The 15,485-nt window shown below is 70.2% G+C and carries 12 protein-coding genes and 1 tRNA gene; 5 read left to right on the plus strand and 8 right to left on the minus strand.

Annotated elements, in window-relative coordinates; translation table 11 throughout:
* Nucleotides 1-4: 4 nt before the first annotated feature.
* The 3 genes from GTY96_RS31415 to GTY96_RS31425 form a co-directional block, all read right to left on the minus strand.
* Nucleotides 5-3,502 carry a valine--tRNA ligase gene (locus GTY96_RS31415; RefSeq protein ID WP_143904851.1) on the minus strand — a complete coding sequence of 1,166 codons (3,498 nt, stop codon included), beginning with the start codon at nucleotides 3,500-3,502 and terminating at the stop codon, nucleotides 5-7.
* A 53-nt stretch (nucleotides 3,503-3,555) separates the two neighbouring features.
* Nucleotides 3,556-4,806, minus strand: a complete 1,251-nt coding sequence (locus GTY96_RS31420; RefSeq protein WP_143904850.1) for a response regulator — start codon at nucleotides 4,804-4,806, stop codon at nucleotides 3,556-3,558.
* 117 nt (nucleotides 4,807-4,923) lie between these two features.
* Nucleotides 4,924-5,739, minus strand: coding sequence for a chemotaxis protein CheW (locus GTY96_RS31425; RefSeq protein WP_143904849.1), 816 nt, complete (start codon nucleotides 5,737-5,739; stop codon nucleotides 4,924-4,926).
* Nucleotides 5,740-5,791: 52 nt separating this feature from the next.
* Between GTY96_RS31425 and GTY96_RS31430 the strand changes: the two genes are divergently transcribed.
* Nucleotides 5,792-7,168 (plus strand): GGDEF domain-containing protein, encoded by a 1,377-nt coding sequence (locus tag GTY96_RS31430; RefSeq protein ID WP_143904848.1) that lies wholly within the window; start codon nucleotides 5,792-5,794, stop codon nucleotides 7,166-7,168.
* Between the two features lie 37 nt (nucleotides 7,169-7,205).
* Here the strand turns inward: GTY96_RS31430 and GTY96_RS31435 are convergent, their stop codons facing one another.
* Nucleotides 7,206-7,595, minus strand: coding sequence for a demethoxyubiquinone hydroxylase family protein (locus GTY96_RS31435; RefSeq protein WP_143904847.1), 390 nt, complete (start codon nucleotides 7,593-7,595; stop codon nucleotides 7,206-7,208).
* 167 nt (nucleotides 7,596-7,762) lie between these two features.
* Between GTY96_RS31435 and sinK the strand changes: the two genes are divergently transcribed.
* Nucleotides 7,763-9,280 (plus strand): hybrid histidine protein kinase/response regulator SinK, encoded by a 1,518-nt coding sequence (gene sinK / locus GTY96_RS31440; protein ID WP_161666640.1) that lies wholly within the window; start codon nucleotides 7,763-7,765, stop codon nucleotides 9,278-9,280.
* Nucleotides 9,281-9,396: 116 nt separating this feature from the next.
* Here sinK and groL read toward each other — a convergent pair whose 3' ends face one another.
* Nucleotides 9,397-11,043 carry a chaperonin GroEL gene (gene groL / locus GTY96_RS31445; protein ID WP_143904845.1) on the minus strand — a complete coding sequence of 549 codons (1,647 nt, stop codon included), beginning with the start codon at nucleotides 11,041-11,043 and terminating at the stop codon, nucleotides 9,397-9,399.
* A 179-nt stretch (nucleotides 11,044-11,222) separates the two neighbouring features.
* Nucleotides 11,223-11,579 (minus strand): response regulator, encoded by a 357-nt coding sequence (locus GTY96_RS31450; protein ID WP_143904844.1) that lies wholly within the window; start codon nucleotides 11,577-11,579, stop codon nucleotides 11,223-11,225.
* Nucleotides 11,580-11,667: 88 nt separating this feature from the next.
* Between GTY96_RS31450 and GTY96_RS31455 the strand changes: the two genes are divergently transcribed.
* The 3 genes from GTY96_RS31455 to GTY96_RS31465 all read left to right on the plus strand — a co-directional run bounded on the left by GTY96_RS31455 (nucleotide 11,668) and on the right by GTY96_RS31465 (nucleotide 13,448).
* Complete coding sequence (locus GTY96_RS31455) at nucleotides 11,668-12,741, plus strand: metallopeptidase family protein (protein ID WP_161666641.1); 1,074 nt, start codon at nucleotides 11,668-11,670, stop codon at nucleotides 12,739-12,741.
* A gap of 29 nt (nucleotides 12,742-12,770) precedes the next feature.
* Nucleotides 12,771-13,079 (plus strand): hypothetical protein, encoded by a 309-nt coding sequence (locus GTY96_RS31460; protein WP_143904842.1) that lies wholly within the window; start codon nucleotides 12,771-12,773, stop codon nucleotides 13,077-13,079.
* A gap of 270 nt (nucleotides 13,080-13,349) precedes the next feature.
* A tRNA-Sec gene (locus GTY96_RS31465) sits at nucleotides 13,350-13,448 on the plus strand.
* A 154-nt stretch (nucleotides 13,449-13,602) separates the two neighbouring features.
* On the opposite strand, the gene GTY96_RS31470 is transcribed toward GTY96_RS31465, so the two are convergent.
* Nucleotides 13,603-13,953: a DUF2019 domain-containing protein gene (locus GTY96_RS31470; protein WP_161666642.1), complete on the minus strand. Its 351-nt coding sequence runs from the start codon at nucleotides 13,951-13,953 to the stop codon at nucleotides 13,603-13,605.
* A complete protein-coding gene (locus GTY96_RS37330; RefSeq protein ID WP_456318759.1) occupies nucleotides 13,950-15,371 on the minus strand; it encodes a hypothetical protein in 1,422 nt (473 codons plus the stop codon). The genes GTY96_RS31470 and GTY96_RS37330 overlap by 4 nt, the downstream gene beginning before the upstream one ends.
* Nucleotides 15,372-15,485 lie beyond the last annotated feature (114 nt).

Here is a 15,485-nt window from a genome sequence, read left to right on the forward strand (position 1 = left end):
CCTCCTACCTGCGCGCCTTGCGTGCCGGCTTGCCCCGGGTGGTCTTCTTCGCGGCGGTCTTCTTCCCCGCCGCCTTCTTCGCGGAAGCCTTCTTGCCCGTGGCCTTCTTCGCCGCGGACTTCTTCCCTGCCGCCTTCTTCGCGGAAGCCTTCTTGGCCGGCGCCTTCTTGCCCGTGGCCCTCTTCGCCGCGGACTTCTTCCCCGCCGCCTTCTTCGCGGAGGCCTTCTTGGCCGGCGCCTTCTTGGCCGCGGCCTTCTTCGCGCCCGACTTCTTGCTCGCGGCCTTCTTCGCGGGCGCCGACTTTCCGGCGGCCTTCTTCGCCGGCGCCTTCTTGCCCGCGGCCTTCTTCACGGGCGCGGAGGTGCCCTCCGGCGCCTCGCGGGAGTCTCCCCCCTCCTTGGCCCGGTCGAACTCGCGCATCGCGTCGTCCACGAGGCCCATGCTCATGTACGCGACGCCCAGGTCGTGGTGGTCCGCGGCGGACAACCCTTCCTTGGTTCCCTCGCGCAGCTTGTTGAGCGCGTCCTCCACCACCGGGTCGGCGGCCTGGGGCGCCTGCCCAGCGGCCTCCGCCTCCATCTCGCCCTTCAACTCCTGCCCCAGGTTCACCTCTTCACCCTTCGGCGACGAAGGCTCGGCGGCCACCTTCACCTGGGCGTTCTCGGGTGCGGGGCTCTCGGACACTTCAGGGGCTTCGGACTCGGTGCTGCCCGGCAACGACGACGGCGTCTCGGACATGGGGGGCTCCGGGGCGATGCGCTGGAGGTGATCCTGCAGCTTGACCGCGCGCTCCTGGAGCTCCGCCACCCGGGCCTTGTCCTTCTCCACCACGTCCGGCGGAGCACGGGCCACGAAGTTGGGGTTGTCCAGCTTGCGCTGCAAACCGGTGAGTTCCTGCTCGGCGCGGGCGATCTCCTTCTTCAGGCGGTCGCGCTCCGCGTCCAGATCCACGAGGCCCGCCAGCGGGACGTAGATCTCCAGATTGCCACTCACGAACGCCGCCGCCTGCGGGGGCTTGGCGCCCGGCGGGCCCACCACGACCTCGGACAGGCCCGCGAGCGGCATCAGGTACGCGCGCCAGCGCTCCAGCAGCTCGCGCGTCGTCGCGTCCGGGCTCTGCACCACCGCCTTCACCTTGGCGGACGGCGGCAGGTTGCTCTCGCCGCGCAGCGTGCGCAGGCCCTCGATGGCCGCGATGACCGGCGCCATCTCCGCTTCCGCGGACGCGTCCACCCGCGCCGCCTCCGGCTCCGGGTACGCCGCGATGCAGATGCTCTCCGTGGACCGGGACATCGGCAGCTTCTGCCAGATCTCCTCGGTGATGAACGGCATGAACGGGTGCATCAGCCGCAGGATGCGGTCCAGGCAGTGCACCAGCACCGCGCGCGTGGTGTCCTTGGCCTGCGCGTCCTCGCCGTAGAGCGAGCCCTTCGCCAGCTCGATGTACCAGTCGCAGAACTCCGCCCACAGGAACTGGTACAGCGTGGACGCGGCCTCGGCGAAGCCGTACGCCTCCAGGGACGCGCGCGTCTCCAGCGTGGCCTTCTGCAACCGGGAGAGGATCCACCGGTCCGCCAGCGTCAGCGCGCGGCCCTCCAGCGGCGTCCGGTCCAGGTTGAAGTCGCCCATGTTCATCAGGGCGAAGCGGCTGGCGTTCCACAGCTTGTTGCAGAACGCCTTGTAGCCACCCAGGCGGTCCATCGACAGCTTGATGTCACGGCCCTGCTGCGTGAGCGACGCGAGCGTGAAGCGCAGCGCGTCCGCGCCGAACGCGGGCATCCCTTGCGGGAAGCGGTTGCGCAGGGACGGCTGGAGCGCGTCCGCCTTGGCGCCCAGGATGACGTCCAGGGGATCGATGACGTTCCCCTTCGTCTTGGACATCTTCTCGCCCTTCTCGTCGCGCACCATCGCGTGCAGGTACACGGTGCGGAAGGGCACGTCGTTCATGAAGTGCAGGCCCATCATCATCATCCGGGCGACCCAGAAGAAGATGATGTCGTGGCCCGTCTCCATCACGGACGTCGGGTAGAAGGTGTTCAGCTCCGGCGTCTGGCGCGGCCACCCCAGCGTGGAGAACGGCCACAGCGCGGACGAGAACCACGTGTCCAGCACGTCCGGGTCCTGCACCAGCTGCGTGCCGCCGCACTTCGGGCAGGACTCCGGCGTCGTGCGCGACACGATGACGTCCGCCGTGTCCAGCGACCGCGCCTCGCCCGCCGGGCTGCACGCCGCGCAGTACCACGCGGGAATCTGATGGCCCCACCACAGCTGGCGGCTCACGCACCAGTCGTGGATGTTGCGCATCCAGTGGAAGTACGTGTTCGTCCACGTCTCCGGGACGAACTTCGTGCGGCCCTGCTCCACCGCCTCGATGGCCGGCTTCGCCAGCGGTTCGATCTTCACGAACCACTGCGGCGACAGGCGCGGCTCCACCACCGTGGCGCAGCGCTGGCAGGTGCCCACGTTCAGCTTGTGCGGCTCCTCCTTCTCCAGCAGCCCCAGCTCCGTCAGGTCCGCCAGCACCTGCTTGCGTGCCTCGGTCCGGTCCAGGCCCGCGTACTTGCCGGTGTCCTTCGTCATCCGCGCCGCTTCGTCCAGGATGGACAGCATCGGCAGCTTGTGGCGCAGGCCCGTCTGGTAGTCGTTGAAGTCGTGCGCGGGCGTGACCTTCACCACGCCGGTGCCGAACTCCATGTTCACCAGCTCCCCGTCCGCGATGATGGGAATCTCGCGGTCGGTCAGCGGCAGCGCCACCGTCTTGCCCACCAGGTCCGCGTAGCGCGGGTCGTCCGGGTGCACCGCCACCGCGGTGTCGCCCAGGAGCGTCTCCGGACGCGTCGTCGCCACGGTGAGCGTGCGGTCGCTGCCCTTCACCGGGTAGCGGATGTGCCAGAGCGAGCCGTTCTTCTCTTCGTGCTCGACCTCCAGGTCGCTCAGCGCCGTGCGGCAGGACGGACACCAGTTGATGAGCTTCTGGGCCCGGTACATCAGGCCCTCTTCGTACAGCCGGACGAAGACCTCGCGCACCGCGGCGGAGGACTGCTCGTCCATCGTGAAGCGCTCGCGGCTCCAGTCCAGCGACGCGCCCAGGTAGCGGTGCTGCTCACCGATGCGCGCGCCGTACTTGCCCTTCCACGTCCAGACGCGCTCGAGGAACGCCTCGCGGCCCAGGTCGTGGCGGCTCTTGCCTTCCGCCTTCTTCAGCTCCTTCTCCACCACCATCTGCGTGGCGATGCCCGCGTGGTCGGTGCCCGGCAGCCAGAGCGCGTTGAAGCCGCTCATGCGCTTCCAGCGCGTGAGGATGTCCTGGATGGTCGCCGTGAGCGCGTGGCCGATGTGCAGGCTGCCCGTCACGTTGGGCGGCGGCAGCACGATGCTGAACGGCGGCTTGGAGGAAGTGGCCTCGGCGCGGAAGTAGTCGCGCTCCAGCCAGTGGTTGTACCACCGCGCCTCCACCTCGGAGGGCTCGTAGGCCTTGGACAGTTCAGTCGTGTCAGTCATTGAAGACGGCCGGCCCCCGACGGGGCCGGCGGGGAATCAGAGGGGACTGCGAATCAATGCTGGGTCTCGCGGTCCTTGATGAGCCGCTCCAGCTCCTGCCGGATGATCGTCTCCGCCAGCTGCGGGACGACCTCCCAGGCAATCTTCTCGATAACGTCGCGGGACGCCTTCGACAGCGCCTCGCGAAGCAGCGCCTCGCCACCATCCGCGGCCGGGCGGGCGCGCTGCGGAGGGGCGGCCGGCCCGGGGCCGCCGATGTCCAGGGAGATCTCCTCCGCGCCGCTGGGCTCGGGCAGCGAGTCCTCGATGCGGATGCTCTCCTGCCGGGCCTGCATGCCGGCGGGCGCGGACGGAGCCCCCAGCCCGAACGGATCCCGGGTGCGGGCCGCCGGCGGAGCCGCGGCGGGAGGAGGCGCGGCCGGCAGCGGCGCGGCGCCCGGAGGCCGAGGGAAGCCACCCGGGATGTTCGGTGCACCCGGAGCCGGAGGGCGCGCGGCCATGCCCGGGGGCGGAGCGCCCGGAGGACGCGCTCCCGGAGGCGGAACGGCGCCCGGCAGCGGACGCGCCATGCCCGGAGGCGGCGGCACGCCCGGCCCCGGGGGACGCGCGCCCGGAGGAGCGGCGCCCGGCGGCGGACGCGCTCCCGGAGGCACGGCGCCCGGTGGAGGCGCACCCGGAGGACGCGCGCCCGGCGGAACAGCGCCCGGCGGAGGACGCGCCATGCCCGGAGGCGGCGGCACGCCCGGCCCCGGAGGACGCGCACCCGGAGGAGCAGCGCCCGGCGGAGGACGCGCTCCCGGAGGCACGGCGCCCGGCGGAGGCGCACCCGGGGGACGTGCTCCCGGAGGCGCGGCGGCGGGCGGCGCGGCGACGGCCGTGGGCGCGGCCGTCTGGGGCAGCACGCGCGTCGCGGCGGAGGCGGGCATCGTGTTGGACTTCTGGCCCACCAGCGCCTTCACCTTGTCGAGGAGGATCTGGCTCTCGAAGGGCTTGGTGATGTGGTCGTCCGCCCGGGAGGCCTTCGCGCGGTTCTCATCGAACGCCTCGAAGGTGCCGGCCAGCAGCAGCACCGGGATGGCCTGCGTGGACGGGTCGCTCTTGAGCGCCTCGCAGACCTCGTAACCGCTCTTGCCGGGCATCGTCACGTCGGCGAGGACCACGTCCGGACGCAGCTCGCGCGTGCGGGAGATGGCGTCCAGCCCGTTGTCCACCGCGGTCACCTGGAAGTCTTCCGTCGCGAAGATCATCCCGATCACCTTGCGGATGGTGAGCGAGTCGTCGGCGATCAGCAGATTCTTGGGCATCGGCTCCGGCCTCGGGGGGCGCATACCCCCCTGAATTCGTTTGAGATTTCGGACGAGCAAGCCTGCCTGCTGGTCCTGTGTCAATCGGAGAAGCTTAGGATTCGCGCGTCGGGCCGATCAAGAAAACATGCGCTGCAGGTCCAGTAACATCACCGGATCCGGCAGCCCCGGCGCCCGGAAGGTTCCCATCAGCTCAGCTGGCTTGAACTTCTGCAGCACGCCGAGCACCCGGGTGGCCGCCAGCCCTACGTTCCGGCCAGCCAGCTCCGTGAGCACGAACAGGTCCTCCACCTGCGCCTGGGCCCCCAGCAACGCCGGGACCGAGCAGATGGGCCAGAGCGCCTGCGCGTGCGGGAAGACCCCCGCCACCGGTCCGCTCTGGACCGGGAGCACGCTGAAGGCCTCCCCCTTCGGCACCACCTGGGAGACGCAGCCCAGCGGGACGCCGAACAGCACGCCCTGGGACTCCAGCACCAGCGCTCGCTCGGGCGGCTCGTCCGCCCAGTGCACCGGCCGGGGCTCCGGAGGCGCGGCCCGGGGGCCCGCCCGGTGGGGCAGCGCCTCCACGATGAGCTCCAGATACAGCCGGTCCTTGTGCAGCACCGCTCCCCGGCTCAGGGGCGCCAGCGAGTCCGCCAGCCCCGGGGGCAGGAGGAAGAAGGGGTCGCGCGCGACGTCCGCCACCTCCACCACCGAGCGTACGCGCACCGCGAGCGTGGGGCTGACATCCAGCACCACCACCATGCCCGGCACGTCCTCCGGCGGCCCGCCGAGCAGCGCGGAGAGGTCCTTCACCTCCAGCACGCCGCGCAGGCTCGCGCCGCGAGCGCCCGGCATGGCGACCTCGATGACGGAGGTGGCCTCCACCGCGTAGCGCGTCTCACCGGCCTCCACCAGCAGGCAGAGCCGGCGTCCGCTTTCAAAGGGCGACACGGCCGGGGACCCTAGCAGCACTCCGGGGTTGGGTGCTAAGCCGTGAACAGTCATGGCGCGACTGCTCCTCGTCGACGACGAAAAGATCGCCCGCAATCTCTACGGCGACTACCTCACGGCCGCGGGACACATCGTCACCGCCGTGCCCACCGTGGCGGACGCGAAGTCCGCCCTCGCCGCGGAGCGGTTCGACGCGGTGGTGACCGACCTCATCCTCCCCGGCGGCGACGGCATGGAGGTGCTCCGCCACGTGCGCGAGCGCTACCCCGGCGTGGAGGTGGTGGTCATCACCGGCCTGGACAAGGTGGCCCCCGCGGTGCGCGCCATCAAGAGCGGCGCGGCGGAGTACCTGGTCAAGCCGGTGGCGCCGGAGGCCCTGCAGCACGCCCTGCGCCGCGCGCTCACCACGCGCGACCTGATGCGTGAGAACGCCTCCTTGCGCCAGCACGTCGCGCTGCTGGAGGCGGGCCAGCGGATCGCCACCACGCTGGACCGGGAGCGGCTGGCCACGGCCGCCTCGGACGCGCTGGAGTCCATGGCCAACGCCTCCGCGGTGATGCTCCTGGAGCGCGACCCCGGCTCCGGCTTCCGCGCGCACGGCATGCGCGGCCTGCCGGAGGACCTGCACGACACGCTGCTTCCGCAGCTCACGGAGCGCCTGTCCGTCACCCGCACGCCCGCGGAGCTGGATGGGCTCCAGGTCCCCTGGCCGCGCACCCTCGCCTTCCCCGCCGTGGACGGCGACACGGTGCTGGGCCACGCGGTGCTCTTCCACGACACCGCGCCCGCGGAGCACCACGCGGAGACCGTGGGCTTCCTCGTGCGCAACTGGGCGCTGGCCCTGCGCAACCTGGGCCGCTTCGCCGCCGTGGAGGACCTGGCGTACGTCGACGACCTCACCCGCCTGTTCAACACGCGCTACCTGCACCTCGTGCTGGACCGCGAGGTGAACGAGGCCCGGCAGACGCAGCGGCCCTTCTCCCTGCTGTTCCTGGACCTGGACCGCTTCAAGGCCATCAACGACACGCACGGGCACCTGGTGGGCTCGCGCGTGCTGGTGGAGGCCGCGCGCGTGCTCAAGGGCTGCGTGCGCGACCCGGACGTCGTCGCGCGCTTCGGCGGCGACGAGTACGTGGTGCTGCTGCGCGGCACCGACTCCGGCGGCGCCCTCAAGGTGGCCGAACGCATCCGCCGCACCATGGAGACCCACCAGTTCCTCGGCCGTGAGGGGCTGGCCCTCAAGCTCACCACCTGCATCGGCGTCGCCAGCTTCCCGGAGCACGCCCAGGACAAGGACCACCTGCTGGACCTGTCCGACCGGGCCATGTACCGGGGCAAGCGCGGCAGCCGCAACGTCGTCTACATGGCGGCGCAGGACCTGGAAGCCACCCCGGCCGAGCGCCGCCACGGCCCGCCTCCCCAGGGCTGAACGTCCACGCCCGGGGAGAGAAGGCCCGGGGCCCGCGCTACTTGCGCAGGTTGCCCACGGTGAGCCGCTTGGGCAGCTCCACGTCCGGCGCCTCCGCGGCACCGCCCTCCCCCACCGCCTCCACCTCTTCGTGGGACGCGCCGGTGGTGATGAGCTGGTACTTCTGGGACGCCTCGCGGTCGTGCTGCGCCTGCTGCGGATCCAACCGCGCGATGAGCTGCCAGAACAGCGCGGCGTGCTCGCGCTCCTCGTCCATGACGTGGCGCAGGATGGCCTTGGCCTCCTCGTTGTCCGTGGCGTCCAGGTGCGCGGCGTAGAGGTTGATGGCGTCCAGCTCCGCCTCGATGTTGAGCCGGATGGAGCGGGCCAGTTCGGAGTCCGTCAGCTTCCGGGGCGTCAGCGAGTGGAACGGGTTCGTCTGCGGCATGCGGACCTCTGCGACAGGGAGAGCCCCCAGCGAGCGGGCGGGCACGCACGTCCCCCGTGCCCGGCTGGAAGGCGCCGCGAGCATCCGTTCGGCGGAGGATCCGGTCAACCGAATCCCGCGGGGGACGCGTTGCGCGTGAACACCCGCCTCCGCCATGCTCCCGACGCATGGAGACCCCCTCGCCGCTCGCGCAACTGCTCCAGGCCCTGGATGCAGGGGATTTGCCCGCGGCCCGACTCGCGGCGGCGGCCCTCCAGCGCGCCAACGCCCATACCCACCAGGTCGCCGCGGAGGTCCTCCACGAGCTGCGCCAGCCCCTGCTGGGCGCCAAGGCCTACGCCCAGCTGCTGGCGGAGGAAGGCGGCTCCAGCGGCCCCTTGAAGCTGCTGCTGGCGCAGGTGGAGCGGATGGAGCAGATCGTCTCCGACTTCATCCGCCTGGCCAGCGAGCGGCCCGCCCCGCAGCAGCGGCTGTCCCTGGCCGCGCCCATCTGGGCCGCGGCGAAGGTGTTCAGCGTCAATCCGGACTCGGCGCGCATCTCCCTGGAGGTGGAGGCGCCCGAGGACCTCCCCATCCAGGGCAACGCGCGGCTCATCGAACAGCTCACCCTCAACCTGCTCAACAACGCGCGCGACGCCATGTCCGGCCGGGGCCGGGTGAAGGTGACGCTCGCGCGCGAGGGCGCGTCCACGGCCCTCTACGTCTCCGACTGGGGGCCGGGCATCCCGGAGGAGCTGCGCGCGCGCATCTTCGAACCCTACGTCTCCGCCAGCAAACGCGGCACCGGCCTGGGGCTCGCGGTCTGCCGCCGCATCGCGCAGGAACACCACGCGCAGATTGCCCTCGTTCCGCCGACGACGCTGCGCGACGTGCCGCCGCCCGCCACCGTGTTCCGAGTGCTCTTCCCGCCCACGGACGCGCCCCGCCCCCCGCGCAAGCGGCTGCTGGTGGTGGATGACGAGGGCATCATCCGGATGGTCTTCAAGGACCTGATGGACAAGGAGTGCGAGGTCATCGAAGCGGCCACGGGCGAGGCCGCGCTGGAGCTCCTGCGCTCCTCGAAGGTGGACCTCATCGTCACGGACAAGAACCTGCCCGGCCTGTCCGGGCTGGAGCTGGCCCAGCATGCGCGGCGGTTGGACCCCACGTCGCGCGTCATCCTGATGACGGGCTACCCGTCGCTGGTGACGACGCAGCAGGCGCTGCAGCTGGGCGTGGTGGACTACCTGCTCAAGCCCTTCGACGACATCCGCCAGGTGCGCGCGCTGCTGCGCCAGGCGCTGTACACGCCCCCGGCACCGCCCGCTCCCGCCTCCACCACCGCGACGCGGCGGGTGGACGTGTTGGAGGACCACCCGGCCACCGCCCGGCTGATTTCCGAGGCCCTGGCCCTGCTGGGGCTGGAGGCGCGCGTCGTCCCGGGCGCGGAGGTGGCCGCGATGGAGCCCCCCGTGGGCGTGGTGGTGTCGTGGGACTTCGCGCCGGCCTACGGGAAGAAGGCGCTGGAGCTGGCCCGGGGGCTGAGCCAGGGCGCGCCCTTCGTCGTCCTGGCCGAGCACCTCACCATGGAGACGGCGCTGGCGTCGCTGCGCGCCGGGGCCGCCGCGTGCCTGCCCAAGCTGCTCTCCGACACCACGGCGCTCAGCCGTGAGCTGGGGCTCGCCTTCAAGAAGGCCCAGCCCTGAAAAGACTCCGGCCCCGGGCGCCCCGCGTCGCGCGAGGCCCACCGGGGCCGGAAACCCGACGGGTGGCGGACCCGTGAGGCCCGCCGCCCTTCAGTGACTGCCTGAGCCGGGGTGGCTCAGTAGTCCATGTCGTCGCCGCCGTACTCCGGCATCCCGCCCGCGCCACCGGCGCCGCCCTTGGCCTTCTTCTTCGGGCGCTCGGCGATCATCGCCTCGGTGGTGAGCAGCAGGGACGCCACGGACGCGGCGTTCTGCAGCGCGGTGCGCTCGACCTTGGTCGGGTCGATGACGCCCGCCTTCTCCAGGTCCTCGTAGGTCTCCGTGCGGGCGTTGAAGCCGAACGCGCCGGTGCCTTCCTTGACCTTGTTGATGACGACGGCGCCCTCGACGCCCGCGTTGCTGGCGATCTTGCGCAGGGGCTCCGTCACCGCCTTGCGGATGATCTCCACGCCGAAGTCCTGCTCGCCGCCCAGCTTCAGGGCGTCCAGGGCCTTGAGGCTGCGGATGTAGGCCACGCCGCCGCCGGGGACGATGCCCTCTTCGACGGCCGCGCGGGTCGCGTGCAGCGCGTCCTCCACGCGGGCCTTCTTCTCCTTCATCTCCACTTCGGTCGCCGCGCCGACGTTGATGACCGCCACGCCGCCCACGAGCTTCGCCATGCGCTCCTGGAGCTTCTCGCGGTCGTAGTCGCTGGTGACCGTCTCGATCTGGGTGCGGATGAGCTTGATGCGGCCCTCGATCTCCGACTTCTGGCCGGCACCGTCCACGAGGGTGGTGTTGTCCTTGTCCACCGTGATGCGCTTGGCGCGGCCCAGGTCATTGAGGGTCAGGTTCTCGTACTTGTGACCCAGCTCCTCGCTCACCACCATGCCGCCCGTCAGCGTGGCGATGTCCTTGAGCATGTCCTTGCGGCGGTCGCCGAAGCCCGGCGCCTTCACCGCGGCCACGTTGAGCACGCCGCGGATCTTGTTGACCACCAGGGTGGCCAGCGCCTCGCCCTCGATGTCGTCCGCGATGATGAGCAGCGGCTTGCCCGAGCGCGCCACCGCCTCCAGCACGGGGATCATGTCCTGCATCGACGAGACCTTCTTCTCGCTGATGAGGATGTAGGGGTCGTCCAGGACGACCTCCATGCGGTCGCGGTTGGTCACGAAGTACGGCGACACGTAGCCGCGGTCGAACTGCATGCCCTCCACCACGTCGAGCGTCGTCTCCAGGCCCTTGGCCTCCTCGACGGTGATGACGCCCTCCTTGCCCACCTTCTCCATCGCGTCCGCGATGATGTGGCCAATGGTCTCGTCGCCGTTGGCGGAGATGGTGCCCACCTGCGCGATGGCGTGCTTGTCGGTCGTGGGCTTGGAGAGCTTCTTCAGCTCCGCGACCACCACCTCCACCGCCTTGTCGATGCCGCGCTTGAGGTCCATGGGGCTGTGGCCGGCGGCCACCAGCTTCAGGCCCTCCTCATAGATGGCGCGCGCGAGCACCGTCGCCGTCGTCGTGCCGTCGCCCGCCTTGTCGGAGGTCTTCGACGCGACCTCCTTCACCATCTGCGCGCCCATGTTCTCGAAACGGTTCTCGAGATCGATCTCCTTGGCGACGGTGACGCCGTCCTTGGTGATCGTGGGCGAGCCGAAGCTCTTCTCGATGACGACATTGCGGCCCTTGGGACCGAGCGTCACCGCGACCGCATCCGCGAGGATCCGGACGCCGCGCAGGATGGAATCGCGCGCGGACTGATGGAAGAAGATTTCCTTCGCTGCCATCGCAACCTCCGATAATACTTGGGGAATTTCTACGAATGGGGATGGCCGTTAGCACTCGGCCATGTCGAGCGCCAACATAAGGGTCGCATCGACGATGTCAACGGAAAGGGGCAGGCGTGTGACCCTGAGGACGCCTTCTGGCCCGCCCGGGTGGGGGCCCCGGCGACCGGGGACGGCGGCTATTCCGCGAAGCGGACGAGGTTGAGCAGCTGCCCCATGTCCAGGGGTTTCTGCAGGGTGATGGCCACCCCCTTGCGCAGGCCCCGGTCGGAGATGTTGGCGTCGGTGCTGGCCGTCATCATCAGGACGGAGATGCTCTGGAAGCGGGGGTCCGCCTTCAGCATCTCCGTGAAGTGGATGCCGTCCAGGTGGGGCATCAGGTAGTCGGTGATGACCAGCCCCACGGGGTGCCGCTCCATGATGTCCAGGGCCTGGAGCGCGTCCGACGCCGAGAACACGGTGTACCCGTGCATCTCCAGGTAGCGAGAGAGCATGGTGCACAGCTCGTAATCGTCGTCTACGACCAGGATGTTCACGGGGTTCGGGCCGAAACGGGGCGCTGGAAGGTAACAGCCACGCCGGTCGTTGACAACGCGAAGGACGGCTTCTTAGCTGCCTGCCCGAATGGCGAAGCGCACGGCGAAGCAAGGGGAGGCGCGAGGCGTGGACGCGCGACTGGACGGGGTGGCGGACGCCTTCGAGGCCCAGGACTTCGAGGCCGCGCTCGTCGGCGCCGACGCCCTCCTCCGGGACGTCCCGGAGTCACCAGAAGCCCTGCACTACCGGGCCGCGGCGCTGGTGGAGGTGGGCCGGCTGGAGGACGCGGGCCGGGCCTACGGCGCCGCGCTCAAGGCCGCGCCGGAGGACCTGGAGATCCTCTTCGGGGCGGCGGAGTTCCTCGTCTGCCGCACGGGTGAGGACCGCGAGGCGGTGGAGGAAGGGCTGGAGTGGTGCGGCCGCGGGAGGAAGCTCGCGCAGAAGGCCGACGACGTGGAGCTCGTCTACGAGTTCCTGCTGCTGGAGGGCATGGGCCTCAACCAGCTGGGCGAGTGCGAGTCCGCGCTCAAGAGCCTGGACGCGGCGCTCATGCACATGCCTCGCTCGCCGGACGCGCAGCTGGAGCGGGGCATCGCGCTGTTCGAGCTGTGCCGCTTCGCCCCCGCGCAGGAGTCCTTCGAGCGGGTGCTGAAGGACGCGCCGGACGAGGCCTGGGCGCACCACTACCTGGGGCTCCTCGCGGAGCGGCGCGGGGACGGGCGCGAGGCGAAGAAGCGCTTCGGGCGGGCGCAGACGCTGGCGCCCGAGGAGCTGCCGCCGCCGGTGGCGCTGGAAGAGGCGGCGTTCGACCGCGCGGTGGAGGACGCGATGGGCGCCCTGCCCTCGCAGGTGAAGCAGTACATGGACAACGTCACCCTGGCGGTGGAGGACCTGCCGTCGGACGAGGACCTCTTGGGTCAGCAGCCGCCCCTGTCCCCGTGCATCCTGGGGGTGTTCCGGGGCACGCCGGTGGGCGAGCGCAGCGTGATGGACGCGGCGGATCACTTCCCGCCGTCCATCGTGCTGTACCAGAAGAACCTGGAGCGCTTCGCGCGCACCCGCGAGGAGCTGATCGAGCAGATTGGCATCACGGTGATGCATGAAGTGGGTCACCTGATGGGTCTGGATGAAGACGACCTCTGGGAGCGGGGACTGGACTAGCCCCGCGCTCCCCTGCCCTGATGCGTGCCATGCATGCACGGATGAGGCTGGGGCTGATGGCGATGCTGGGCATGGCGGGGTGCACGGGCGGAGGGAGCGAGGTGCCGCGCGAGTGTCCACGGGTGAAGGTGTTCGCGCGCTCGGCCAGCGGCACGTGCCAGGGCTTCGAGACGCCGTGTGACGTGCCGGACGGCTATGTCGCGTGCTGTGGCGGGCTCTTCGGAGGCTGCGCGACGGATGTGTCGGGGACGCACTGCGTGGATGATCCATCCGACACGTGCACGCCCGGCTCCGGGGCGGACTGCCCCGGCATCTGCCAGGCGAGCAGCGGCGGCTGAATCGAAGACGGTGGCGGTGGGACGCCATCCATCCGGCAGCTTCGTGAGGTTCGTGTTCACGAGCGCCGGCTGCGCGTCGATGTCGCTGAACTGGACCCAGGAGTAGACGGGCTGTCAGCCGGGAACCTTGTCCTCGGTCGTGACGGCGGGCACATGCCGACGCTCCAGGACGATTTCACGCTCTTCCAGTGCGACGAGTACGCGCTGATCTCCGCGCGGAAGGCGTGACCGCGGTTGACGGACCGGGCGCAAGCGGCGGTAATCGGAGTTGGTAGAGCCTCCGGACCTGGTGGCCGGCCCGGTCTTCAAAACCGGTGAGGGGCTGCGAGAGCAGTCCCTGGCGAGTTCGATTCCCGTGCTCTACCGCCAATACTTCCGAGGGGTTACGCCCCCATACTGCCATCTTCGCAGTATCGGACCCGTCCAGCAGCGTCCGGTGGAGTCTACCTGATGTCGTTAGCGCGTCGTTAGCGGCAACGGCCTGATGGGCCCCTTGAATCGCGTCTCCACGGGGTGATGGGCGCTACGCCGGGTCCAGGTTCCAGGCCCCCTCCTCCCATCGCTTCAGAACCTCTGATGCCTCAAACGCCGCCAACCCCTCCCCGCCTGCGGCGTGCTCCAGGACGGCCTTCGCTTCGTCAGTCCTGTAGCGGAGGAGATACGCCGCTGCTGCGACTCGTACGTCCATCCGAGAGTGTCTCAGTAGAACCGTGAGCGCTTCGCGACCTTCGTCCCCGAAGTCTCGGAGCTTCTTCATCGCAGTTTCGTACTTCTTTGCGTGCTTGTTGCCGGTCTTGGCATCTCCTCGGAAGATCGCGTCAGTCTGCGCCTCAACGTGATAGGCGAAGTCATCGACGAGTGCTGTAGGCGTCATCGCCAATATCCTTTCTTGATGTTCTCGATTGCCCGCAGACCGAACGCTCGTTGTGCTTCGAGTGACTGGGCACTCAGCCACTGCCTCACGGTCAGCGACTCTGCGCCGGTAATGAACTGGCGCTTGGACGAGTAGAATGCGCTCACCGAGTTATGAAGTGCCTTGTCGAGCGGGATGATGTTCTCGGTGTTGTGGAGCGCCTGCGGTCCGAAGCGTGCCGCGTTCCCGTCCGTCTGCTCCACGATGTGGTGCCACTCCTTGCCCTCCCCTGCTGGCCCCATGGCCCTCTTGAACGACTTGAAGGACGAGTAGCCCTTCGGCCCGCTCGACGGCGCTGCACCCTGTGCGCCTTCACCGCTTCCGCCACCTGAACCCGCCGAATCCCCTGCCTTCAGAAGGATGATGGCCGCCCCCGGCCCTCCGCTCAACACCGACGCCGCGCGTCCTACTGGCACCGCGACGCGCTCCAACGCTAGTGCGCCCTCCGACGACAGCGAGAGCACCGGCAACGTGGCTTCCGCACCCGCCGACAATCCCGTCAACGTGCGCGTCGTGGCCGAGGCCGCCCCCCAGGTCGCGATGACGTTCGTCGTCAGCCGCGCCACCTCGCGGACCTGCTCGCCCTGCGTCATGTACCGAAAGCGCTCCCAGTACGCGGGCGATGACGCGATGAGGGCCGCGACGCCAGCGGGCAGGTTGCTCAGCGCCGCGACGCTGTCCATGGGGCGGGAGAGGGTCTGTCCCAGCGCGTGGTACAGCTCCACGAAGGCGTCCTGTGCCCCATCCAGCGAGCGACTGATGACATCCGCGTCGCTGTAAACCTCGGCCAGGGGCCGCCAGTCCGAGGCCTGGAGCTGCGCGTCCACGGCGCGGAAGACACCGCCCTTGCCGCTGTAGAAGCGGCCCAGCTCGAAGTTGCCCGCCCGGAAGGCGCCGTCCTTCCATTCGACGGGTGCCACCTTCTGCTGCGTGTTTCCGTTGAGGGCCCATGCGAGGTAGCCATCCGGTCGGAGGACAGCCACCTGCTCCCGGGCGAATCGCTCCACGCGGCGCAGCAGCTCCTCGCGGGAGACTTCGCCACGCTCCAGCACCTCGCGCAGCAGGAAGCCCGCCGCCATGCGGGGCGGAAAGTTGCCCAGCGTCACCGGCTTCTGCATCAGCTGGCCCAGCAGCCTCGCGGCCTGCGCAGGAGTCAGCGCCCCGCCCGCCAGGGGACGCACGTCCTGGGCCTCCAGCCCGGCGTCCGTGAGTAGCTTCTCCCAGGAGTCCTCTTCGGACGCGCTGCGCGGCATGGCATCGCGGACCGGCCCTGCCACACTGCCGCCACCGGCCCCCGTTGCTTCAGCCAAGGGGGCATGTCGGCGCGGTAGCCGCCCCTCGTCCTCGAAGCCCGCGCCTCCACCCACCGGGCCACTCATGTGCAGTGTTCCGCGATGCCGCGCGGAGGGCATGGAAGCGCAGCCCGTCGTCAGCACCGCCAGGGCCAGCAGCAAGGCGTCAGCGCGCATTGTCCACCCCCAGCCCCACCGAGG

It is taken from the genome of Corallococcus silvisoli, assembly GCF_009909145.1.
GTDB classification, from domain to species: domain Bacteria; phylum Myxococcota; class Myxococcia; order Myxococcales; family Myxococcaceae; genus Corallococcus; species Corallococcus silvisoli.

Bases quoted from the DNA above. Each gene is read 5' to 3' on its own strand.
- GTY96_RS31415 (WP_143904851.1), bottom strand. From the start codon at position 3,502: ATGACTGACACGACTGAACTGTCCAAGGCCTACGAGCCCTCCGAGGTG.
- GTY96_RS31420 (WP_143904850.1), bottom strand. From the start codon at position 4,806: ATGCCCAAGAATCTGCTGATCGCCGACGACTCGCTCACCATCCGCAAG.
- GTY96_RS31430 (WP_143904848.1), top strand. From the start codon at position 5,792: ATGGCGCGACTGCTCCTCGTCGACGACGAAAAGATCGCCCGCAATCTC.
- GTY96_RS31435 (WP_143904847.1), bottom strand. From the start codon at position 7,595: ATGCCGCAGACGAACCCGTTCCACTCGCTGACGCCCCGGAAGCTGACG.
- sinK (WP_161666640.1), top strand. From the start codon at position 7,763: ATGGAGACCCCCTCGCCGCTCGCGCAACTGCTCCAGGCCCTGGATGCA.
- groL (WP_143904845.1), bottom strand. From the start codon at position 11,043: ATGGCAGCGAAGGAAATCTTCTTCCATCAGTCCGCGCGCGATTCCATC.
- GTY96_RS31455 (WP_161666641.1), top strand. From the start codon at position 11,668: ATGGCGAAGCGCACGGCGAAGCAAGGGGAGGCGCGAGGCGTGGACGCG.
- GTY96_RS31460 (WP_143904842.1), top strand. From the start codon at position 12,771: ATGCATGCACGGATGAGGCTGGGGCTGATGGCGATGCTGGGCATGGCG.
- GTY96_RS31470 (WP_161666642.1), bottom strand. From the start codon at position 13,953: ATGACGCCTACAGCACTCGTCGATGACTTCGCCTATCACGTTGAGGCG.
- GTY96_RS37330 (WP_456318759.1), bottom strand. From the start codon at position 15,371: ATGAGTGGCCCGGTGGGTGGAGGCGCGGGCTTCGAGGACGAGGGGCGG.